Source organism: Sphingomonas phyllosphaerae, assembly GCF_029623345.1.
Lineage (GTDB): Bacteria > Pseudomonadota > Alphaproteobacteria > Sphingomonadales > Sphingomonadaceae > Sphingomonas > Sphingomonas phyllosphaerae_C.
Genome location: NZ_JAPYKH010000023.1, coordinates 42,260 through 64,406 on the forward strand (window position 1 = coordinate 42,260; position 22,147 = coordinate 64,406).

Consider the following 22,147-nt stretch of genomic DNA (forward strand, 5'->3'; position numbering starts at 1 on the left):
GATCCACCGGCCCGCGAACGCCGCGGCGTGATTCTGCGCGGCAGGGTGGATCCTGAAGCGAGTCCAGGATGACGCCGGTGAGAGGGTGGCGCTTCCCCGGCCAGTGCTGCCGGTGCGACGCCGGCGCGTCCGCGTTCCCCGGCGCCGCGGGCGGCGACAAAGCCTGCCCCCCGGTCCGCGAGACTGGCTCCTGCTACCCCACCGTCCCGGCGACCGGCCGCGGCGGCGGCGACGCGCCGGCGGCCACCACCGTGGCGGGAACGAGCTGCCCCGCGCGCCAGCGGTCGTACGCGGCGAAGAAGTCGGTGAATGGCCGCTCCAGCGCCGCCAGCCGCTCCGCCGCGAAGCCCGGCAGCGTCGCCGCCGGCACCGCCGCCATCGCGCCCAACGTGTCGGCCGCGCCGGCGCAGAAGGCCTCGCGCGCGAGGTCCTGCGCGAAGAAGTTGTAGAGCCGTGTCATGTGATCGTCGAACCGGTCCTGCCAGTCGCCGCCGCCGGCGCGATACTCGGCCTGGAGCGTCGCCTGCGCGCTGGCGAACTCGACCTTCCGCGCCGCAAGCATCGCATTGTACTGCGCGATGATCGTCGCCTCCTGCGCGCCGCGGCAGGCGAGCGCGGCGACGTTGAGCGCGCTGCGCAGGTGCCACACCGCGCCCGCGCCGCTGAGCGCGCGGTTGGGCGTGGGATAACTGCCGTCGGGCAGGCGCGCGGGCACGTTCATCCCCGGCCGCGCGCCCGCGGGCAGCGGTGCGGGCACCATCGCGACCACGGGCGGTGGAGCAACCGAGGCAGTCGGCGGCGGCGCGGCGTGGCGCGCGCAGCCCGCGAGCAGCGCGGCAGTGAACAGCGCCCCGGTGATCGACGCGACGGGCGCGCTCTGCTGGAAACGCACGGTCCGGCCCCTTTTTCTGTGTCCCCGCGGCGGGTGTACGCCCGCCCGGTGCGCGCGCCCACGGCAGCATGACCCACCCGGCCGCGGTTCGCGCCCAGCCGAGTCGCTTTCGCGCCAGAGCGAGTCGGGGCGCCGCTCAGGCCTCCTCGATGCGGCGCTCCTCCTCGGTGCGCAGGCTCATCTCGGTGAAGTCGAGCTCCTCCTGCAGCACCAGGAAGGAGTCGGCGCCCACGTTCTGCGCCTCGCGCAGCTCCTCCAGTCGCTCGCGCTGGCACGCCACCGCGGCGAGGCCGAGCTGGCGCTTCTCCTCGCCCGCGCGCGCGTCGCCGCCCGGCCGCATCGCATCGCGCTTGGTCGCGAGGCCGTAGCGCCAATGGTCCGCCGCCGCGCCGGGCGTGTCGCCGATCCGCGCCAGCGCCGCCTCCGCCATCGCGACGCGCGCGCGCGCCAGTTCCTCCCCCAGCCCGTCGTCGCCGTCGAGCCCGAGCCAGCGCACCAGCGGCGCCAGCGTCAGGCCCTGCACCACCAAGGTCGCGAGCACAACCGCGAAGGCGGTGAGCACGATCAGGTCGCGCTGCGGAAAATGGCCCGGCAGCGCGAAGGCAGTGGCGAGCGTGACGATGCCGCGCATCCCGCACCAGCCCACCACCACGCTCTGCGCCAGCCCGGTGGCGGGATAGTCGCCGCGCAGCTTGGGGAAGTGGAAGGCTAGCCGATTGTAGATCAACACCCAGGCCATGCGGACGACGATCAGGCAGGCCACCACCGCCGCGGCGAACAGTGCCGCCTCGCGCAGGCGCTCGGGTGCCATGCCGCCCGCGATCGTACGTGCCTGGAAGCCCATCAGCAGGAAGGCGAGCACGTTGAGCAGGAACACCGCGGTCTCCCACACCGCGAAATCGTGCAGCCGCGCGCGCGGCGGCGTGACCAGCCCGGCCGAGCGCGCGATCGTCATCGCGAAGGTGACGAGGCACAGCACCGCGGAAAGGCCCAGCCGTTCGGCCACCAGCCAGGCGGCGAAGCCCGACACGAACTGAAAGATGTTGCCGCTCAGCGTACCCCAGACCAGCGGCTGGATCCGCCGCATCGCCAACGCGAGCAGGTAGCCGAGCAGCATGCCGCCGGGCACCGCGACGCCGACGCGCAGCGCCAGGCCGCCGTCGAGGCCGCCGTGGCTCTCCACCAGGATCGCGGCGGTGTAGAGCAGCAGCGCCGAGGCGTCGTTAAGCAGGCTTTCGCCCTTCAGCACGGCGACGGTGCGGCGCGGCATGCGCACGCTGCCCGAAATCGCGGTGGCCGCGGCCGCATCGGGCGGCGCGACGATCGCGCCGAGCGCAAGCGCGGCATAGACCGGCAGACCGGCGAGCGCGACGCCGAGCCAGGTCACCGCGCCCGCGCTCAGCAGCACCGCCACCAGCGCCAGCGCGGTGAGCGGGCGCCACAACCGCATCACCGTGCCGACAGGGAAGTCGAACGCGGCGTCGATCAGGATCGGCGCGATGAACAGGGCGAGCGCGGTGTGCGGGTCGAGTGCGATCGTCGGCGCGCCGGGCAGCCAGGCGAGCGCCACGCCCGCCGCGGCGAGCAGCGCGGGATAGGGGATGCTGGTACGGCGCGCGAGCTGGAGCAGCAGCACCGCGACGCCGAGCAGCGCGAGCAGGCTCTCGAAGAAGGTCACGGCGCGCTCCCCTGCCGCGCCGTTATCCCCAGCGGCGCGCGGGAGCAGCATGGCCCAACGCGCGCGGCGGCGCCAGCGGGGCGGTCGAGGTGCGACCTTCGCCGCAGCCTCTTGCAACGCGTCATTGGATGCGGACGCGCCCTCCGCTCCCAACCGGCGTCATCCTGGGCTTGTCTCAGGATCGACCGTGCCGCGGACACCGCCCGCAGTCGAGCATGCGGCGGGGTGGATCCTGAAACGAGTTCAGGATGACGCTATCGAGCGGACGGCGCCTCCAGGCTCGCCCCCCAAGCCCCTCACCAGAAGGTTGCGTACAGCGCCACCAGGATCAGCACGAGCGCCAGCGCGCCGACGTTGAACGCCGCGCTGGTGGCGTAGCGCACGTCGCCGGTGACGATCGTGTCGCGGTCGTGGCGCCGCGGCGTCGCCAGCGAGGCGCCCACCGCCAGCGCCAGCGCGATCAGGAAGACCAGCCCCATCCGGTCCATGAACGGCAGCCCGGGCAGCAGCAGCTTGAACCCCCAGGACAGCAGCACGGAGGCCACCGCGGCGCTGATCGCGCCGGCCTCGTTGGCGCGCTTCCAGAACAGGCCGAGCAGGAAGATCACGGTGATGCCCGGCGTGAAGAAGCCGGTGAACTCCTGGATGAACTGGAACGCCTGCTCGGACGATCCCACCAGCGGGCGCGCGGTGAGGATCGCGATCACCGTCGCCACCATCGCGGCGACGCGGCCAACCAGCACCAGCCGCGAATCCTCTACCGCGCCGTCTTCGGCCGCGGACGGGCGGCGCTTGAACTTGGCCCAGACGTCGAGCGTGAAGATGGTCGCGATCGAGTTGATCTTGGAGGCGGTGGAGGCGACGATCGCCGCCACCAAAGCGGCGAAGACGAGGCCGAGCAGCCCGGTCGGCAGCAGCCGCATCATCGTCGGGTACGCCTCGTCGGGCTTGGCGAGCCCCGGCGCCAATATCACCGCGGCGATCCCCGGCAGCACGATGATGATCGGCATCAGCAGCTTGAGGAAGGACGCGAACAGCACGCCCTTCTGCGCCTCGGCCAGCGACTTGGCCGCGAGCGCACGCTGGATGATATACTGGTTGAACCCCCAATAGCTGAGATTGGCGATCCACATCCCGCCGATCAGCACCGACAGGCCGGGCAGGTCGATGTAATGCGGGTTGTCGCGCGACAGGATCATCTCGAAATGGTCGGGCAGCTCGCGCGTCAGCCGCGCGAAGCCCGCGGTCAGGCCGGCGCCCTGCCCCAGCTCGCCGAGCGTGAGATAGGCGATGATCAGGCCGCCGAGCACCAGCAGCGTCACCTGCACGATGTCGGTCAGCGCCACCGCCTTCAGCCCGCCCTTGAGCTGGTACAGCAATGCGAAGGCGCCGAGCACCACCAGCGCGATATTCTGGTCGACCCCCGCCACCTTGGTCACCGCGATCGAGCCGAGCCAGATGATGCTGGTGAGATTCACGAAGACGTACAGCGCCAGCCAGAACAGCGCCATCAGCGTCCGGATCGAGCGGCCGTAGCGGCGCTCGAGGAACTGCGGCATCGTGTAGATCTCGTTGCGCAGGAAGATCGGCAGGAAGAACTTGCCGACGATCAGCAGCGTCAGCGCCGCCATCCACTCGTACGACGCGATCGCGAGGCCGATGGCATAGCCCGAGCCCGACATGCCGACGATCTGCTCGGCCGAGATATTGGCCGCGATCAGGCTGGCGCCGATCGCCCACCACGGCAGGTTCTTCGAGGCGAGGAAATAATCGGTGGTGTTCTTCGGCCCGGCCCCCGCCTTGTCGCGGCTGACCCATTGCGCCAGCGCGAAGATGAAGATGGCATAGGCGACGACCACCAGCACGTCGATCGTGGCAAGCTGCACCCGTGTCTCTCCCCGTCCGCCGCGCATCGCGTGTCGCGCGCCGTTGTAGGTCGCGGCGGTTGGCTGTCTACCCGTGTCGTGGGCGCGCGGGGAAGCGACAAAGGTTGCGGCGCCGACACATGCCGCAATCCTGCGATGCGCCGCGGCCGCCACCACGGAATCGAGGCCGCGGCGTTCCCGTGCTGTCCGCGCCTCGCGTCGCCCGTTTCTCCTCCCGGTGGGCGGGCGGCGCTTTACTCGACCGCGGCGGGGAGAAGACGATGATGACCCTTCTGCTCGCCGCGGTCCTTCTGGCCGGGACCGCATCAGACGCCGCCGTGCCGGCACCGCCGCAGCGCGTCCGCAGCGTCGCGCTCGCGCCCGGCGAGGCCTGTCCCAAGCCCGCCGGCGACGAGGTGGTGGTGTGCGCCCCGCTCGATGAGCCCTATCGCATCCCCAAGCCGCTGCGCCGCGGCGAGATCGCCGCGAAGAACCAGAGCTGGGTCAACCGCGTCGCCACGATGGACGAGGTCGGTCGGGTCGCCGGCGGGCTGCCCGACACCTGCTCGGCGGTGGGTACCGGTGGTCAGACCGGCTGCACCCAGTCGATGATGCGCGCCTGGGCCGCCAACCGCCGCCAGCTGGCGCGCGAGAGCGCGGCGGTGCCGTGACCTCGGCTGATGACGACGTGCGTTCGTTCGCCTGACCGTGCGCGCGCCCGTTCGCTCCATTGCCGCGTCGGGCGAGCGACCGGATCAGCGCCTCACCCCAGCGCCGCCCGCTCCACCGCGCGCGCGTCCGCCATGTTGCCCGCGCTCGCCTCCACCAGCGCGAGCTCGGGCGCGAGCGCACGCTCCAGCGCCGCCCGGCGTTCCAGCCGCGCCGCATTGTCGAAGGCCTGTGCGGGATTCTTCGAGTAGGTCGCGAACAACTCGCCCGATGCCACACCATTGAGCCAGGAGTCCTCCAGCGGCAGTGCCAGCTGCCGCGCCGCCGCCTGGAGCGCCGCGCCAGGCGCCGCGAAGAAGCGCTCGGCGTCGAGCGAGCGCGCGTTCGGCCACGCCGCGAGCACCGCCGCGAAGCGCGTCATCTGCGCCGACCACAACCGCGCCGCGCGCACCGCGTCGGGCGCGCCCGCCAGGTCGCCGAGGTGCGGCGCCAGATCGGTCGTCACGCGCCGCAGCCATGCGCGATGCGAGTCGCTGCGGAGGATCGCGAGCGCATAGTCGCGCAGCGGCAGGTAGAGCAAAATCGCGCGTGCGTCCGGCTGCGCCGCCGCCAGTGCGGGCAGCAGGAAATTGACCGGCACGTTCGCCTTGACCAGCGTCGGCGCGTCGTCGCGATAGCGCCGCCCCAGCATCGCGGCGACCAGCGCCAGCCGGACCGGGTCGGGTGCGAGCGCGGTCTGGCGCAGCGCCTGCGGCTCGCGCAGCACCAGCCCGCCCTCCATTGAGTCGAGCGCGCGCGCCAGCAGCGTCGACCCGCAATGCGCGACGTGGAAGATCCAGGCGGTCGCGCGCGGCGCCGGCGGATCGCGCAGCATCGCCACGGACAGTCGCATCTCCTGCGGCACCGCCGGGGCAATCCGCGCGTCGAGGAAGATCGAGCGGTGATAGGCGGCACGATCCATCGGCACGAACACCGCCGCGTCGCGCTCGAAGCGCTGGAGATAATGGTCGGGCGAGGCGTACAGGTCGGCGAGCGTCAGGGCCATGGCGCGCTATAGCGCGGACGGCCTCTCGTCGCTAATCCAGCAGCTTATGCCGGATATCACGCTGCCGGGGCCGGGCCGCCCGCATGTTCTGATCGTGGCCGAGGGGGCGGAGCGGCTCGCCGCGCTCGATCGCGACCAGGTCATCGACCTCTACCGCACGCACGGCGCCCTGCTGTTCCGCGGCTTCGGCGCCGACGTCGACTCGTTCCGCCACTTCGCCAAGCGTTTCTGTCGCACCGCCGTCGTCAATGAGAGTCCCGGCCGCAAGCCGATCGATCCCGCCGCCAACATCCACACCGTCGACGGCGGCACCGGCGCCTTCGCGCTCCACCCCGAGCTGTCGCGCGAGCCGTGGAAGCCCGACGCCGCCTTCTTCGCCTGCCTCTCCGCGCCGACGCGCGGCGGGCAGACGACCATCTGTGACGGCGTCGCGCTGGCGCGCGGGCTGCCCGAGCCGGTGCGCGCCGGGCTGCTGAACCGTCGCCTGCTCTACATCAAGCCGGTCTGGCCGTCGCTGCTGGGCTATTGGCTCGGCACCGAGACGCCGAGCGATGCGCAGCTCGCCGCGCCGCCGCCCGCCTGCCCCTATCAGTTCCGGCGCTTTCCTGACGGCACGATCGTGCGCTTCTTCTCGCGCCCGGCGCTGCACACGCCGATGTTCGTCGACGCGCGCGCCTTCGGCAATTTCCTGCTGTTCGCGCGGTTCAACAATAACCGCCCCGATCATCCCGTGCTCGACGACGGACGCCCGGTGCCCGAACCGTGGCTGCAGGCGATCAAGGCGGTGGGCGACCGGCTGATGGTGCCGGTCGAGTGGCAGAACGGCGACGTGCTGATGCTCGACAACACGCGCTTCCTGCACGGCCGTACCGCGATCACTGACCCGGGCGAGCGGCTGATCGCGACCTATTTCGGCTATGTCGACTTCGCGCGGCCCGATCCCGAGGAACCCGCCGACGCGATCTGGCGCCGCGAGGATTTCGCCCCGCCGCTGCCGCCCGATCACCCGCGGCTGCGCGAGCAGGGGATGCGCTAGGGGGGGGGGCGCGAGGCGGCGACCGCTACTCCTTACCCTCATCCCGGCCCGAGGCCGGGATGACCGGAGAACCTCACCTCCTCAGAACAGCCCCAGCGCGGCCACTTCCTCCTTCGCCAGATCGATCCCGAACATCAGGCTGAGCCGCATGCGATAGACGCGCGAGTCGGTGATCTCGCCCTCGGCGGTGTTGCCCGCGGCGCGGCGGCGGTAGCTGCGGTCGGTCAGCGCGGCGAAGCCGTGCGGCAGCACGATGCTCACCACCACGCGCTGGGTGAAGCGGCTCGCCGGCGCGCTCATCGCCCAGTGGTTGGCCACCGCCAGGTCGCTGTCGTGCACCGCCTCGGTGGTGAAGCTGTATTGCGGTTGCCAGCTCGTGCCCTCCCAGCCCGGCGCGGTGCGCCCGTCGGTGCTGACCGGATCGCCGTCGCGCAGCAGCAGCCAGCCGCCATCGTCCTCGCGCGCCAGCCGGAAGCGCGCGCCGTCGGGTGCGGTCACCTCCTGGTCGGCGACCAGCGGCATCACCGGCGCGTAGCTCGCGCCGAAGCCGGTATCCGCGATCCACTCGGCACCGTCGACCGTCACCAAGGACAGCGCGTGATTGCGCGGCGGACTCGCCTCGGCACCGAGCCACACGCGCGCGAGCAGCGGGCGCGCTTCCATCTCCAGCGCGGCCAGCGCGTCGAGCAGCAGCCGGTTGTGCTCGAAACAATAGCCGCCGCGGCGCGAACCGACGAGCTTGGCCGCGACCGACTCGCCGTCGATCGCGATCGCGCGGCCGAGCCGCACGTCGAGATTCTCGAACGGGATGGTGAGCCGGTGCGCGAGCTGGAGCCGCGCCAGCCCCGCGGCGTCGCGGGTGGGGCGCGCGGGCAGCTCGATGCGGGCGAGATAAGCGTCGAGGTCGAACATGCCGCCGCGCTACCCCAGCCGCGCGCGGATGAGAACGGATTTGACCGCAAACTTTTGCACCGGCATCCCGCGGACAGGCACAAGACAGGAGGCGAGGATGGACGAGGTGACCGGGCTGGAGCTGCGCTCGACCGTGGACGAGGGCGGTACGCTGACCCTGTCGCTCGAGCCGGTGACGCTGTCACCCCCCGAGGGTGACGAGCTGATCGTCCGCGTCGAAGCGGCGCCGATCAACCCTTCCGACCTCGGGCTGCTGCTCGGCCCCGCGGACGTCGGCTCGCTGGTGCGCAGCGGCAGCGCGGAGCGGCCCGAGCTGCGCCTCCAGGTGCCGCACGCGCGGATGGGCGGGGTGCGCGCGCGGCTCGGCCAGTCGCTGGCGGTCGGCAATGAGGGCGCGGGCACGGTGATCGCCGCGGGTCCGGAGGCACAGTCGCTGCTCGGGCGAACGGTGGGGATGATGGGCGGCGCGATGTACGCGCAGTATCGCAAGCTGCGTGCGCGCGACGTGGTGCCGCTGCCCGCAGGCGCCAGCGCCGCAGACGGCGCGGCCATGTTCGTCAACCCGCTGACCGCGCTCAGCTTCGTCGAGACGGCGCGGCAGGAGGGGCATCAGGCGATCGTCCACACCGCGGCGGCGTCGAACCTCGGGCAGATGCTGCAGAAGATCTGCCTCGCCGACGGCGTGCCGCTGGTCAACGTCGTGCGCAGCGAGGCGCAGGCGGCGCTGCTGCGCGACATCGGCGCCACCCATGTGGTCGACAGTCGCGCCGCGGACTTCCGCCGCCAGCTCGCCGATGCGGTCGCGCAGACCGGCGCGACAATCGCCTTCGACGCGATCGGCGGCGGCACGCTCGGCAGCGACATCGTCCAGGCGATGGAGCAGGCCGCCAACCGCCGCGCCACCGAGTACAGCCGCTACGGCTCGACCGTGTTCAAGCAGCTGTACATCTACGGCGCGCTCGACACGGCGCCGACCACGCTCAACCGGCTGGCGTTCGGCTTCCAGTGGAGCGTCGCGGGCTTCCTGCTGACGCCGTGGTTGCAGAAGGCGGGGCGCGAGACGGTGGCGCGGATGCGCCAGCGCGTGGTCGACGAGCTGACGACCACCTTCGCCAGCCGCTACACCCGCACGATCGGCCTGGCCGAGGCGCTCGATCCCGACGTGCTCCGCGCATACGAGCGCAAGGCGACGGGGGAGAAGTATCTGATCGACCCGACGCGGTGAGCGGCGGGGGCGAAGGCCAACGTGCCTCGCTCGACCGCCGTCATCCCGAACTTGTTTCGGGATCCGACGGGCCGCACGCCCAGGCGCCGGGGCGTCCGCGGGACGGTGGATCCTGAGGCGAGCTCAGCATGACGCCGGTGGAGGCCGAGGCATGATCTAACGCCGGTCGATACTCGCCCCTCCCATTCAGGCGAGCGGTTGGGGTGGGACCTCTTCGCGAGCGCGGCCCATGCGGAAGCGCCCCACCTCCCAGCCCCTTCCCTGAGGGGGAGGGGTGAGCCCCGCTCGCCGTCATAGAGGGCGCGCGCATGCCCCTTCCCCTACCGCAGCAGCTCGTCGCGCACCCGAATCGCGTGGATCGAGAGCCGCACCTCCACCATGAAGGCCACGAACGCCGCGATCAGCAGCGACATCGCCAGGATGAAGCTGAACGCCACCCACTGGCCGATGTGGTAGCGAGTCAGCGCGCCGACGAAGAGCATCGCCACCACGGTGCAGGTCGCCACCGCGCTCGCCACCGCCAGGAACAGCGAGGCGTTGATCACCTTCATGCGCCGCGCCAGCCGGCGCAGCTCGTCGGCGGCACGGGTGCGGTCGTCGCGCTGGAGCGCAGGGTGGCGCTCCTCCAGCACGCGCGCGCGATCGATCACACGCGCCAGCCGCCCGGTCAGCACGTTGAGCAGCGCGCCGATGCCGGTGAGCATGAATACCGGGCTGAGCGAGGCCTGGATCGCCTCGGCGATGGTAGGGAGGGCGGGGGCATAGGGCATCGCGCGCGACTGTGCCGCGCCGCCGCGGCGCGCACAACTGTCGCACTGAGGTCGCTCCGACCCGCCGCCAGCAACATTGGCCGTATCGCCTGTGATGAATCATTGCGCCCGCGGCCGGCTTCGTTGAAGCGGGCGCGCATGCCCTCATTTCGGTGGTGCCACCGGGCAGCATGGCCCGGGGCAGCGCAAGGAGCAGAAGATGTACGTTCCCCTCATCGCCGGGCTGGCCCTGGCGCTCACCGCAACCGAGCCGGTGCCCGCCGCCCCTGACACCGGCCACCAGGTCCAGCTCGACCATCGCGGGCAGCGCGTCGACGTGACCTATCGCAGCGACGTCAGCGTGACTCATCGCCAGGTCGGCGCGGTCGGCGCGCCGGGCCGCCCCAGCGCGCTGCGTTGCGCCTGGCAGGCCTCGGTCGCGGTGCAACGCGAGGCGCGTCATCCTGCCGGCCACGTGCTGGCGCGCACCGTCAGCGCGGAAAAGCCGCTCACCGGCTCGCGCCCCGGCTGGTGCACGACGCAGAAGGACGCGATCGCGCAGGACGTCGCGGCTCGCAGCGGCGCGGTGCGCGCGCATCTGCTCGCCGCAGCCGCGCGCGACCAGGACCCGCTGGTCGCCGAGCTCGACGCGGCGCATGACCGGGTGCGCGGCTGAGTGCGGCAGCGTCCCTATCTGCTGGCGGCGCTGACCGGCGCCGCCCTCGTTTCCCCGGCGGCGGCGCAGATCGCGCCGCACGCCGGCGTCGAGGTCGCCACCGACGAGCGCCGTCGCGGGTTGAGCTGGAGCGATTCGCAGCTCGCCCCCGCCGCCTGGGCGCGGATCGACCTGCCCGCCGGGATCGACCTGGGCGCGCGGGTCACCGGCACACGCGGCGACCCGCGCCACGGCGGCGCCGACGCAGTGATCGAGCCGACGCTCGGCTATAGCAGACTCGCCGGCGGTTTCCGGCTCGACGGCTTCGTCACCGGCCATCTCTTCACCGGCGCGCGCGGGTCGCTCGACTATGGCGAGCTCGGCGCCGGCGCCAGCTACACGCTCGGTCCGGTCGAGGCGGGCGCCGAGGCGCGCTACGCGCCGTCGCAACGCGCGATCGGCGGCGACAATCTCTACCTCGGCGTGCGCGGGCGCGTCGGCATCCCGGTGACGCCCTGGTCGCTCACCGCCAGCCTCGGCCGCTCCTCCGGCAGCGTCGACGACCCGATCCGCGCGGCGCGGCTGCGACCCACCGGGAGCTACCGCGACTGGTCGGTCGGGCTCGAGCATATCACCGGGCCGGTGACGCTGGCGCTGGTCTATACCGGCACCGACATCAGCGACGATGCGGTGGTGGTCTCCCCCTATGCCGCGCTCGACCACGCCGGCGACCGGATCGCGGCGCGGGCGTCGATCGGCTTCTGAGCGCCGCGCCGTTTCGCCGGCGAGCCTACAGCGCTAGGACGCGATACGACGGATCGGATTGATCCTGCCCTTGCAGGGAAGGATCGCTCCGCGCGGGAGACGTGATGGACCTGCTCGCCCTCGCCGACTTCACCCTGGTCGCCCGCCACGGCGGGGTCGGCCGTGCCGCGCGCGCCGCGGGGCGGCCGAAGGCGACGCTCTCGCGCCGCGTCGCCGAGCTGGAGGCGGCGCTCGACCTGCGATTGTTCGAGCGCGGCGCGCGCTCGCTCAAGCTGACCGAGGAGGGGCGCGCGCTGTACGAGCGCACCGCCGCACTGCTTACCGAGCTGGACGAGACTGCCGCGGCGGTGGCCGCTGGCGGGCAGTCGCCGCGCGGACGGCTCAAGGTGAGCGCGCCCCTGCTCTTCTCGCAGACCGCGATGGGGCGACTGGCGGCCGGCTTCGCGCTGGCGCACCCCGAGGTGCGGCTTGAGGTGAGCAGCGAGGACCGCGCGGTCGACCTGATCGAGGAGGGCTATGACCTCGTCATCCGCGTCGACCCGGCGCCCGATGCCGCTCTGGTCGGCCGTTCCTTCCTGCGCGACCGGCTCGTCGCGGTCGCCGCGGCCGGCATCGCGCCGCCTGCGCCGGGCGAGCGCGCGCCCGCGGTGGTGCGCGGCGGCGTGGGCGAAGAAAGCGAGTGGCGGCTGCGCCCCGGCAGCGTGGCGGAGAGCGTCGCGGTGACGCCGGTGCTCGGCCTGTCCTCGCTGGTGATGGTGCGCGACGCCGCGCTGGCCGGCGTCGGAGCGGCGCGGCTGCCGATCTCGCTGGTCGCGCGCGACCTCGCCGCGGGGCGGCTGGCGCTGTGGGGCGAGCTCGACGCCGCCCCGATCCAATTATGGGCGCTGTACCCGACGCGGCGGCTGCTGAGCGCGCGCGTCGCCGCCTTCCTCGACCATCTCCGCGCCGCCTTCCCCACCGGCAGCGCGGAGGAACTCGCCGCCTATCTCGCCGACTGAACCCCGCTATCGCCCGCCACGATAAGCCTCTAGAGCGCACGCGGGGCAAGGGGAGGAGCAGGACCGATGGCGCGACCGCCGCAGCGCGACCTCACCGCCGGGCCGATCGGGCGCACGCTCCTTCTGTTCGCGCTGCCGACGCTCGGCTCCAGCGTGCTCCAGTCGCTCAACGGCTCGATCAACGCGATCTGGATCGGGCAATTCCTCGGCGAGCGCGCGCTGGCCGCGACCACCAACGCCAATATCATCATGTTCCTGCTGATCGCCGCGGTGTTCGGCTTCGGCATGGCGGCGACGATCCTGATCGGCCAGAACATGGGGCGGCGCGACCTCGACGCGGTGCGACGGGTGCTCGGCACCTCGCTCGGGCTGTTCGCGGGCGTGTCGGTGGTGACGCTGCTGGTCGGCTGGTTCGCCGCGCCCGCGATCCTGCGCGCGCTCGCCACGCCGGCGGAGGTCTACCCGCTCGCGCTCGCCTATCTGCGCGTGATCTTCGTGGCGATGCCGCCGGGCTTCCTCTCGGTGCTGCTGACGATGGCGCTGCGCGGCACCGGCGACTCGATCACGCCGCTCAAGTTCATGGCGCTCGGCTCCGCGATCGATGTCGCGCTCAATCCGTTGCTGATCCGCGGGTGGGGGCCGCTGCCCGCGCTGGGGATCGAGGGTTCGGCGCTGGCGACCCTGCTGGCGAACAGCGTCTCGCTGCTCGCGCTGCTCGGCCATATCTACCGCCGCGACCTGCCGGTGCGGCTGCGCGGGGCGGAGTGGCGCTATGTCCTGCCCGATCCGGCGCTGCTGCGCATCATCGTCGCCAAGGGCGTGCCGATGGGATTGCAGATGCTGGTGGTCTCCACCTCGGCGCTGGCGATGATCGGGCTGGTCAACCGCCACGGCACCGCCACCACCGCGGCGTACGGCGCGGCCAACCAATTGTGGACCTACGTCCAGATGCCCGCGATGGCGGTCGGCGCGGCGGTGAGCGCGATGGCGGCGCAGAATATCGGCGCCGGGCGGTGGGACCGCGTTGGCCGGATCACGCGCACCGGCATCCTCACCAACCTGGCGCTGACCGGCGGTCTCGTCGCGCTGCTGACTGTGCTGGATCGGCATGTGCTGTGGCTGTTCCTCGGACAGGACGGCGACGCAGTCGATATCGCGGCACGGATCAACCTTATTGCCGGGTGGAGCTTCGTGCTGTTCGGTGTGTCGATGGTGTTGTCCGCCACGGTGCGCGCCAATGGCGCCGTGATCGGGCCCTTGGTGATCCTCGCGGTGGCGATGTTCCCGTTGCGTCTGGGCATGGCCGCGGGACTGTCGCCGCGCTGGGGCGCGGACGCGATCTGGTGGAGCTTTCCCGCCGGCTCGGTCGGCTCGATGCTGATGATGATCGGCTTCTATCTTCACGGCGGGTGGCGCCGCGGGCGGCTGCCCGCGTCCCCGCACGAGGCCGAGGAGAAGGCGCTGGCGCACGCCGAGCCGACCGCCAAGTCGATGCCGGTGGGGTGAGGCAGCGCCGGGCGGTCTCGACTCGCCCTGCTGAAGCCTGACGCCTGCCGGCGGCCAACGTCGCCCAGCTAGGCCGCCCGCGCCTCCAGCATCGCCACCATCTCCGCAGCGAGCAGCGACAGGGTATCGTCGCGCGCGCCCATCACCACGATCCGGTCGCCCGGCTTCGCCACCGCCACGCAATGCGCCGCCGCGCTCGTGCGGTCGGGGATATGGAGCGCCTGCCGCCCCGCCACGCCCACGTCGCGCACCACGTCGGCGCTGGTCACCTCACGCGTCACCGTGCCGCCCTGGTAGACCGGATCGGGCAGAACCAGCAGGTCGTCGGCCGCCAGCCGCCCGGCGAACATCGCCGCCAGCTCGGCACGCATCACCTTGAGCGGGCCGTAGCCGTGCGGTTGAAACAGGACGACCAGCCGACCGGGGAAGGCGTGGAGCGTGTCGAGCGTCGCCGCGATCTTGTCGGGATTGTGCCCGAAGTCGTCGATCACCGTCACGCCGGCAGCGCTGCCGACGAGATCGAAGCGGCGGCGCAGCCCCTCGAACTGCTCCACCCCGGCGACCGCGGCATCAAGCGACACGCCCGCCGCCAGCGCGGCACCGACCGCCGCCAGCGCATTGGCGACATTGTGACGCCCCGGCACCTGCAGCGCCACCGCACGGCGCTCGCCGCGATGGTGGAGCGTGAAGCGTGCGGCGAACGGCGCCTCCTCCAGCCCGTCGGCGAACAGGTCCGCATCCGCGTCGCGCAGCGAAAAGCGCGTCACCCGCGCGGTCGGCAGCCGCAGCGCCAGCGTGGCGGCGTCGGCATTGTCGGCGTTGACCACCGCACGGCGCGCCTTGCCGAGGAAGTCGCCGAACAGCAGGTTGAGCTCGTCGAGCGACTTGTGGTCGAGGCTGACGTTGTTAAGCACCGCCACCTGCGGCGCGTAGAGTGCGATCGAGCCGTCGCTCTCGTCGACCTCGCTGACATAAGCGTCGCCCTGCCCCACCAAAGCGCTGGCGAAGGGCCGGTCGGCGCGCGCGACATGCTTCATCACCGCGCCGTTCATCACGGTCGGGTCGCGCCCGGTCGCGCCCAGGATCGCGGCGATCATGCCGGTGACGGTCGACTTGCCGCTCGTCCCCGCCACGCCGATCGGCAGCGCGCTGGCGTTGAACAGCCGCGCGTTGAGCTCGGCGCGCGACAGCCGCTGGCAGCCGAGCCGCGTCGCCGCGACCATGTCCGCCACGGTCTCCTCCACCGCGGCGGAAGCGACCACGATCTGGTCGGGCGCGATGACGCCGCTGCCGTCCTGCGGGAAAAGCTCGATGCCGAGCGCGCGCAGCGCGTCGAACTTGGCGGGGACGCGGCCCTGGTCGAGCCCGCGGTCGCTGCCCGCGACGGTCGCGCCGCGCCCGCGCAGGATCATCGCCAGCGGCATCATCCCCGATCCGCCGATACCCACCAGGAAGAAACGCTGGTCCGCCACGTTGCCGTCATGCATGGCGCCGGGCTATCCGCCTTCACCGGGCGGGTGGCAAGCGGGAGTGTGCGGGACTGCGCGGCGAGGTGCTCAGTATTGCTGCCCGGTCGAGCGCACGCCCGCCACTAGAGCGCGAGTCGCGGCACAAGGCGGTCCCAAGAGAATGTCACCGCTGAGATGCCAGCGCGCGCCGCCGGTCGACCGGTCGTCAACGATGAGCCGCACTACCCGCACGCCGCCGACGAGCCCGCCGAGATAATACCAGACGATTGCCTCGTGCCGTCCCATATAAGCCCGGAGGAACTGCCGCTCCGGAGGGCTCGCCCCAGAGACGACGTCGTTGAGCACGAAAGGCGCATCCTTTTCGGCGATGCGGAGATGCTGACGCGCGAACTCCTGTGCGATGGCCGGCACAGCACTGAGGCGCGCGATCTGCTTGAACTCCGCGCCTACGCGGCACACGGGCAGAGACAAGGAGGGGGGACGACTCACGACCTCCACGGCACTGACCAGCAGTTGCGGCGACAACATCAGCGCGGCAACAGGTAAAAGCATGAGCCTTTCCCCCAAGAATATTCAGCGCGAATTAACTGTTAATTGCAACTTTGATCCCCACGCGAGATCGAGAAGGTTGTCGACGTGATTGAGTCGGTGTTCTTGTAATCACCACTGCCATGAACGGAGCGGTTCGCCTCGAACGTTGTACCAAAATACCTATTGTATTCGTTAGCGATCTTATTCGCCTGATCAATAATCGCCGCTTCGGAGGATGCAGGGGATGCAGCATGACAGATCTCATGGGCCAGTGCCAGGACAGGCGGCGCTGACTTGGTCACACCGTTTTCATCCCAGCTCGGATAGGAGAAGGGATCCCACGATACGGCGTTCTTATCCTGATCGAACATATCGCGATCACCACCATCAGCCTTATCAATCCTGATGACATTGAAGGCTGCATTGTTGGAATGTGCCTGATCGATAACCTGCCTGGCGGTTGCCGAGCCTTCATAAAGCTTGCTCATGGCGTCGTCGAACCCGCTCTTCGCCGGCTGACACCATGTACGACCGCTTACTTTGAATGTCGGCGGCGTGGATGTACCGCCGCCGATGATGATGGGTGTGCCGACGTCAGCGGCGGGTGGCGGGCTCTTCCCGACCACCACGACCTCGGGCCCGGGCTCAGTGCCTTCCTCGCATGGCTGACCACCTGGCTGCGGACACGGACCGGCTCCGGTTGTGTGATACACTAGTTCTGAAGTATCTACCTTAGTCATTATTAAGCCTCGCTCACTTGATGAGGCCGAAGCAATTGTACATTGTTGGATGAAGATTGCACTTATATCTGCGGTTAGGAAACCGTTGACTAAGCCACCTCGGCATCGTCAGAGCGCTAATCTCTCTCCGGCGACGGTCGCGCCGCGCCCGCGCAGGATCATCGCCAGCGGCATCATCCCCGATCCGCCGATACCCACCAGGAAGAAACGCTGGTCCGCCACGTTGCCGTCATGCATTGCGCCGGGCTATCCGCCTTCACCGGGCGGGTGGCAAGCGGGAGTGTGGGCGATGCGGATCGGAGTGCTGGCGGCGAGCAGCGTCGCCAACCCGGACGTGATCGCGCCGGTCTCGGCCTTCGCCGCGCTCGCCTTCCCCGAGATCGACCTTGTCTTCCACCCGCAATGCTACGCGCAAGACGGGCATTTCGCCGGCTCGGACGCGGTGCGCGCCGCCGCCTTCCTGGAATACGCCAACGATCCCGCGTTCGACGGCATCTGGTTCCTGCGCGGCGGCTATGGCTCCAACCGATTGCTCGCGACGATCATGCCGCGGCTGGGCGAGGCCGCGCGGCGCAAGACCTATCTCGGCTATTCCGACGTCGGCTTCCTGCTCGGCGCGCTCTATGCGCGGCGGATCGGCCACACGGTGCACGGCCCGATGGCGAGCGACATCCGGCGGACGAACGGCGACGCGACGGTGGCGCGCGCGCTCGGCTGGTTCGCGCGGCGCGATCGCGCCGGGCTCGAGCCGGGTCTCGACGGCCGCCCCGCGGCGGCGTTCAATCTCTCGATCCTCGCCGCGCTGGTGGGCACGCCCTACCTCCCCGACCTCGCCGACCACGTGCTGATCGTCGAGGAGGTGTCCGAGGCGCTGTACGCGATCGACCGGATGCTCTTCACGCTCGGCAACGCTACGCAGCTGCGCAGCCTCGCGGGCGTGCGGCTCGGCGCGGTGACCGCGGTGAAGGAGAACGACCCCGCATGGGGCGAGCCGCTCGACGCGATGATGACGCGCTGGTGCGGCGAGCTGGGCGTGCCGTATCTCGGCCGCGCCGAGGTGGGGCACACGCAGACGAACCGGGTGGTACCGTTCGGGGTGGCGTGAGGGGGAGCGAACGCGCAGTCGGCGAGGGCTCGGGCCTGATCAATGCTGCTGCGGTGGACGGATCAGCGCGGCGATGGTGGCATCGCCGGTCGGCGCGTAGAAGCTCACCGTCGACTTACCTCGCCGGACGACATCGATCTTCTCGGGTATGACGTCGCGGGGTGGCGGCCCGGGCGGAGTGGCGTCGCGTGGGAGCGCCGGGGTGGGCGGACAGCGGCGCGCGATGGCGCGATCCAGAGTTTTGCCCGCTGCTTCATCGAGCGTCCATTCGGCGCGCTTCATCGGCTCGAACGGCGCATCCTTGACCCATATCTGCGAGCGGCCCACGGCCGTACCGTGCCAGCTCGCATCGGCGTGGCGAGCGAGGATGATGCTATACTCGTCGGTCACAAGGTGCCCACCCTTGCCGTGGAGCATCACCATCGCCGGAGCGTCAGGCATCGGCGCGCCCAGCGCCGCCCGAAGCGCGCGATGCTCATCGAGCGCCGAGGACGTCAGCGCTCCCTTGTCCGAGGCCGCGGGCACGCAGGGTAGCGGCGGAGCCCCGGGGACCGAGGCGAGGGCGATCAGGAGAGCGGCGATCATCGTCGGAGGATGCGGCCTGCCCGCGCCGGCGACAAGGTGGTCGGGCGGGCTGCTTCCCCACATCGGTGATCGCAGCGCCCCGTTCCACACGATAACGCCCGGACAGCACATGCTGCCCGGGCGTTGCTCGTCTCACACGAGACGGATCGGCGGACCGACCGTGACCGGCCCCGCGTCGGCCTGTATCGGCGCGGAACCGTCAGCGGCTTAGAAGTCCATGCCGCCCATGCCGCCCATGCCGCCGCCGCCGGGCATGGCCGGAGCCTTGTCCTCAGGCAGCTCCGACACGGTCGCCTCGGTCGTGATCAGCAGGCCCGCCACCGATGCGGCGTTCTGCAGCGCGGTGCGCACCACCTTGGTCGGGTCGATCACGCCGGCCGCCACGAGGTTCTCGTAGGTGTCGGTCGCAGCGTTGAAGCCCATCGTGGTGTCGTTGCCGTCGAGCAGCTTGCCCGAGACGACGGCGCCATCGTGGCCGGCGTTGCTGGCGATCTGGCGAACCAGCGCGGTCAGCGACTTGCGGACGATGTCGATGCCACGCGTCTGGTCCTCGTTGGCGCCCGTGAGCCCCTCGATCGCCTTGGTCGCGTACAGCAGCGCGGTGCCGCCGCCCGGGACGATGCCCTCCTCGACCGCGGCGCGGGTCGCATGCAGCGCGTCGTCGACGCGATCCTTGCGCTCCTTCACCTCGACCTCGGTCGAACCACCGACCTTGATCACTGCCACGCCGCCGGCCAGCTTCGCGAGGCGCTCCTGGAGCTTCTCGCGGTCATAGTCCGAGGTGGTCACCTCGATCTGCTGGCGGATCGCCTCGGTGCGGCCCTTGATCGAGTCGGCATCACCCGCACCGTCGACGATGGTGGTGTTGTCCTTGTCGATCGACACGCGCTTGGCGGTGCCGAGCATGCCGAGCGTCACGGTCTCGAGCTTGATGCCGAGATCCTCGGAGATCACCTCGCCCTTCGTCAGGACGGCGATGTCCTCGAGCATCGCCTTGCGGCGATCGCCGAAGCCCGGCGCCTTGACGGCAGCGACCTTGAGGCCGCCGCGCAGCTTGTTCACCACGAGCGTGGCGAGCGCCTCGCCCTCGATGTCCTCGGCGATGATCAGCAGCGGGCGACCCGACTGGACGACCGCTTCCAGGATCGGGAGCATCGCCTGCAGGTTCGACAGCTTCTTCTCGTGGATCAGGATGTACGGATCGGTGAGCTCGACCGACATCTTCTCCGGGTTGGTGATGAAGTACGGCGACAGATAGCCGCGGTCGAACTGCATGCCCTCGACGACGTCCAGCTCGAACTCGAGACCCTTGGCCTCCTCGACCGTGATGACGCCTTCCTTGCCGACCTTCTCCATCGCCTCGGCGATCTTCTCGCCGACCTCACGGTCGCCGTTGGCGGAGATGATGCCGACCTGGGCGACTTCCTGCGAGCCGGCGACCGGCTTGGAGCGCGCCTTGATGTCCTCGACGACCTTGACGACCGCGAGATCGATACCGCGCTTCAGGTCCATCGGGTTCATGCCGGCGGCCACCGACTTCATGCCCTCGCGCACGATCGCCTGGGCGAGCACGGTCGCGGTGGTGGTGCCGTCACCGGCGATGTCGTTGGTCTTCGAGGCCACTTCGCGCACCATCTGCGCACCCATGTTCTCGAACTTGTCCTTGAGCTCGATCTCCTTGGCGACGGTGACGCCGTCCTTGGTGATGCGCGGTGCGCCGAAGCTCTTGTCGATGACGACGTTGCGGCCCTTCGGCCCCAGCGTGACCTTCACCGCGTCGGCGAGGATGTCGACGCCGCGGAGGATGCGCTCGCGCGCGTCACGGCCGAATTTCACGTCCTTGGCTGCCATGTGGCTACCCTTTCAGATGAACGAATGTTGAAGAAATTGAGACGACGGAAGGAAGTCAGCCGACGATCCCGAGGATGTCGGATTCCTTCATGATCAGCAGGTCCTCGCCGTTGACCTTGACCTCGGTGCCCGACCACTTGCCGAACAGGATGCGGTCGCCGGCCTTGACGTCGAGCGGGGTGACCTTGCCGTCCTCGGCCTTGACACCGGTGCCGGCGGCGACGACCTCGCCCTCCTGCGGCTTCTCCTTGGCGGTGTCCGGAATGATGATGCCGCCGGCGGTCTTCTCTTCCGCTTCTACGCGGCGGACGAGAACGCGGTCGTGCAACGGACGAAAGTTCATTGCTCTTACCCCTATAAGGCATGTGACAGATATTTGGCACTCCCCTGAGGCGAGTGCCAGCGCCACGCATATGTGGGGCGTGCCCGCGGCGGTCAACCGGGCGGGCACGATTTTTCGGGAACCGTGCGTCAGGTCGTGCGTGGCGCAGGGTCGGGCAAGAGACCGAGCCGCGCGCGCGCGGACCAGCGCCAGATCAGCAGCGCCGACACCACGCCGAGTCCGGCGGCGAGCCCCCACCAGATGCCGATCGCGCCCCAGCCGAAGGTGAAGCCGAGCAAGGCGGCGATGCCGAAGCCGATCCCCCAATAGCCGAACACCTGGATCATCATCGGCACGCGCGTGTCCTGCACGCCGCGCAGCACCCCGGCGGCCACCGCCTGCGCGCCGTCGACCAGCTGGAACACCGCGGCGACGCCGAGCAGCTCCACCGCGAGCGCAGCCACCGCGATCTCGCGCGTCGGGTCGACATAGACGCGCACCAGCAGCCCGGGCACCGCCCAGAGGATCGAGGCGCTGACCACCATCACCGCGATGCCCGACACGATCGCCACGCCGCCTGCGCGCCCGACCCAGCGGGGATCGGCGGCGCCGTAGGCGAGCCCGACCCGGATCGTCGCCGCCTGCGCCAGCCCGAACGGGACCTGGAAGGCGACCGCGGCGATGTTGAGTGCGACCGCGTGCGCGTCGATCGCGGTGACCGAGATCAGCCCCATCAGCAGCGCGGCGCCGCCGAACAGCCCGCCCTCGGCCATCCAGCCGAGCGCGATCGGCGCGCCGAGCTTGGCGATCTCGATCATTCGCGGCCATTCGGTGCGCCACCAATTGCCGAAGAGGTGGAAGCGGCGCAGCCGGCGGTCGGTTGTCAGGATCACAGCGTAGCTCGCCGCGGTGGCGAGCGAGGTGAGAACGCTCGCGATTGCGGCGCCCTCGAGCCCCAGCGCGGGGAAGCCGGCATTGCCGAACACGAGGCACCAGTTGGCGGTGACCGCGACGCCGAGCGCAAGCAGCGTCACCACCAGCGCCCAGCCCGGCCGGCCGAGCGCGGCGGCGGTGAGCCGCATCAGCGCCGCCGCCACCGCGAACGGCGCGGCGAGCGACAGCAGCCGGCAGAAGCCGCCCGAACGCGCCGCCACCGCGGCGTCCTGCCCTGCAAGTCGCAGGATCGGTTCGGCGAGGTTGAGCAGCGCGATCACCACCAGCGAGCCCGCCGCGGCGAGCCACAGCGCCATGCGGAACGAGCGCCGCACTTGCCGCACCGCGCCAATGCGGCGGCCGAGCGCGGCTGCGATCAGCGGCTCGGCCGCGCCGACCAGCCCGACCAGTGCGAAGGCGAGCAGGTTGAACAGGAACACGCCCAGCGTCGCGGCGGCGAACTCGACCGGGCCGAGCCGCGCGACGAACACGACATCGACCGCGAACACCGCCATCTGGAGCAGGTTGGCGCCCACCAGCGGCCCGGCGAGGGCGGCGAGCGCGCGCAGCTCGCGCTGCCACGTGGCGGGCGCGCGATCGGTCAGCGGGTGGAGGG

At 70.8% G+C, this 22,147-nt stretch carries 21 protein-coding genes and 1 pseudogene; 8 read left to right on the forward strand and 14 right to left on the reverse strand.

The annotated features are described in order from the left end of the window. Positions 1-193 precede the first annotated feature (193 nt). The 3 genes from QBJ89_RS17375 to QBJ89_RS17385 form a co-directional block, all read right to left on the reverse strand. A complete protein-coding gene (locus tag QBJ89_RS17375) occupies positions 194-892 on the reverse strand; it encodes a hypothetical protein (RefSeq protein WP_277981735.1) in 699 nt (232 codons plus the stop codon). A gap of 136 nt (positions 893-1,028) precedes the next feature. Beyond that, the gene (locus QBJ89_RS17380; RefSeq protein WP_277981736.1) at positions 1,029-2,570 is read right to left on the reverse strand and encodes a cation:proton antiporter; all 1,542 of its coding nucleotides are present in this window, start codon (positions 2,568-2,570) and stop codon (positions 1,029-1,031) included. 296 nt (positions 2,571-2,866) lie between these two features. Then, positions 2,867-4,456 carry a sodium/sugar symporter gene (locus tag QBJ89_RS17385; RefSeq protein ID WP_277981737.1) on the reverse strand — a complete coding sequence of 530 codons (1,590 nt, stop codon included), beginning with the start codon at positions 4,454-4,456 and terminating at the stop codon, positions 2,867-2,869. A 260-nt stretch (positions 4,457-4,716) separates the two neighbouring features. On the opposite strand from QBJ89_RS17385, the gene QBJ89_RS17390 reads away from it, so the two are divergent. Further along, complete coding sequence (locus tag QBJ89_RS17390; RefSeq protein ID WP_277981738.1) at positions 4,717-5,106, forward strand: hypothetical protein; 390 nt, start codon at positions 4,717-4,719, stop codon at positions 5,104-5,106. 92 nt (positions 5,107-5,198) lie between these two features. Here the strand turns inward: QBJ89_RS17390 and QBJ89_RS17395 are convergent, their stop codons facing one another. Then, positions 5,199-6,149: a hypothetical protein gene (locus tag QBJ89_RS17395; RefSeq protein WP_277981739.1), complete on the reverse strand. Its 951-nt coding sequence runs from the start codon at positions 6,147-6,149 to the stop codon at positions 5,199-5,201. Here QBJ89_RS17395 and QBJ89_RS17400 point away from each other — a divergent pair. Beyond that, a complete protein-coding gene (locus tag QBJ89_RS17400) occupies positions 6,148-7,185 on the forward strand; it encodes a TauD/TfdA family dioxygenase (protein WP_277981740.1) in 1,038 nt (345 codons plus the stop codon). The genes QBJ89_RS17395 and QBJ89_RS17400 overlap by 2 nt on opposite strands. Positions 7,186-7,266: 81 nt before the next feature. Here QBJ89_RS17400 and QBJ89_RS17405 read toward each other — a convergent pair whose 3' ends face one another. Next, on the reverse strand, positions 7,267-8,097 hold the full coding sequence (locus QBJ89_RS17405; protein WP_277981741.1) for an arylamine N-acetyltransferase family protein: 831 nt from the start codon (positions 8,095-8,097) through the stop codon (positions 7,267-7,269). A 97-nt stretch (positions 8,098-8,194) separates the two neighbouring features. On the opposite strand from QBJ89_RS17405, the gene QBJ89_RS17410 reads away from it, so the two are divergent. Then, positions 8,195-9,322: a zinc-binding dehydrogenase gene (locus tag QBJ89_RS17410; RefSeq protein WP_277981742.1), complete on the forward strand. Its 1,128-nt coding sequence runs from the start codon at positions 8,195-8,197 to the stop codon at positions 9,320-9,322. 320 nt (positions 9,323-9,642) lie between these two features. On the opposite strand, the gene QBJ89_RS17415 is transcribed toward QBJ89_RS17410, so the two are convergent. After that, a complete protein-coding gene (locus QBJ89_RS17415; protein WP_277981743.1) occupies positions 9,643-10,092 on the reverse strand; it encodes a DUF2721 domain-containing protein in 450 nt (149 codons plus the stop codon). A gap of 199 nt (positions 10,093-10,291) precedes the next feature. On the opposite strand from QBJ89_RS17415, the gene QBJ89_RS17420 reads away from it, so the two are divergent. The 4 genes from QBJ89_RS17420 to QBJ89_RS17435 all read left to right on the forward strand — a co-directional run bounded on the left by QBJ89_RS17420 (position 10,292) and on the right by QBJ89_RS17435 (position 13,995). Then, complete coding sequence (locus QBJ89_RS17420) at positions 10,292-10,747, forward strand: hypothetical protein (RefSeq protein WP_277981744.1); 456 nt, start codon at positions 10,292-10,294, stop codon at positions 10,745-10,747. After that, positions 10,748-11,491 carry a TorF family putative porin gene (locus QBJ89_RS17425; RefSeq protein ID WP_277981745.1) on the forward strand — a complete coding sequence of 248 codons (744 nt, stop codon included), beginning with the start codon at positions 10,748-10,750 and terminating at the stop codon, positions 11,489-11,491. A gap of 104 nt (positions 11,492-11,595) precedes the next feature. Next, complete coding sequence (locus QBJ89_RS17430; RefSeq protein WP_277981746.1) at positions 11,596-12,489, forward strand: LysR family transcriptional regulator; 894 nt, start codon at positions 11,596-11,598, stop codon at positions 12,487-12,489. Positions 12,490-12,555: 66 nt separating this feature from the next. Next, complete coding sequence (locus QBJ89_RS17435; RefSeq protein ID WP_277981747.1) at positions 12,556-13,995, forward strand: MATE family efflux transporter; 1,440 nt, start codon at positions 12,556-12,558, stop codon at positions 13,993-13,995. Between the two features lie 68 nt (positions 13,996-14,063). On the opposite strand, the gene QBJ89_RS17440 is transcribed toward QBJ89_RS17435, so the two are convergent. From QBJ89_RS17440 to QBJ89_RS17455, 4 genes and pseudogenes are all read right to left on the reverse strand, one after another. Further along, positions 14,064-15,482, reverse strand: a complete 1,419-nt coding sequence (locus tag QBJ89_RS17440) for a glutamate ligase domain-containing protein (RefSeq protein WP_277981748.1) — start codon at positions 15,480-15,482, stop codon at positions 14,064-14,066. A 69-nt stretch (positions 15,483-15,551) separates the two neighbouring features. Continuing rightward, positions 15,552-16,016: a hypothetical protein gene (locus QBJ89_RS17445; RefSeq protein ID WP_277981749.1), complete on the reverse strand. Its 465-nt coding sequence runs from the start codon at positions 16,014-16,016 to the stop codon at positions 15,552-15,554. 38 nt (positions 16,017-16,054) lie between these two features. Further along, entirely contained in the window at positions 16,055-16,621 is a 567-nt protein-coding gene (locus QBJ89_RS17450) for a hypothetical protein (protein ID WP_277981750.1), read from the reverse strand. A 240-nt stretch (positions 16,622-16,861) separates the two neighbouring features. Beyond that, positions 16,862-16,972 (reverse strand): annotated as a pseudogene (locus QBJ89_RS17455) (hypothetical protein); the annotation flags it as partial. Positions 16,973-17,024: 52 nt separating this feature from the next. On the opposite strand from QBJ89_RS17455, the gene QBJ89_RS17460 reads away from it, so the two are divergent. Continuing rightward, a complete protein-coding gene (locus tag QBJ89_RS17460) occupies positions 17,025-17,840 on the forward strand; it encodes an LD-carboxypeptidase (protein WP_277981752.1) in 816 nt (271 codons plus the stop codon). A 39-nt stretch (positions 17,841-17,879) separates the two neighbouring features. Here the strand turns inward: QBJ89_RS17460 and QBJ89_RS17465 are convergent, their stop codons facing one another. The 4 genes from QBJ89_RS17465 to QBJ89_RS17480 form a co-directional block, all read right to left on the reverse strand. Then, positions 17,880-18,515 carry a hypothetical protein gene (locus QBJ89_RS17465; protein WP_277981753.1) on the reverse strand — a complete coding sequence of 212 codons (636 nt, stop codon included), beginning with the start codon at positions 18,513-18,515 and terminating at the stop codon, positions 17,880-17,882. Positions 18,516-18,632: 117 nt separating this feature from the next. Continuing rightward, on the reverse strand, positions 18,633-20,276 hold the full coding sequence (gene groL / locus QBJ89_RS17470) for a chaperonin GroEL (RefSeq protein ID WP_277981754.1): 1,644 nt from the start codon (positions 20,274-20,276) through the stop codon (positions 18,633-18,635). 55 nt (positions 20,277-20,331) lie between these two features. Then, a complete protein-coding gene (gene groES / locus QBJ89_RS17475; RefSeq protein WP_277981755.1) occupies positions 20,332-20,619 on the reverse strand; it encodes a co-chaperone GroES in 288 nt (95 codons plus the stop codon). A gap of 128 nt (positions 20,620-20,747) precedes the next feature. Beyond that, positions 20,748-22,147 (reverse strand): MATE family efflux transporter (locus QBJ89_RS17480; protein ID WP_431522552.1); only part of this gene is annotated, 1,400 nt, incomplete at its 5' end.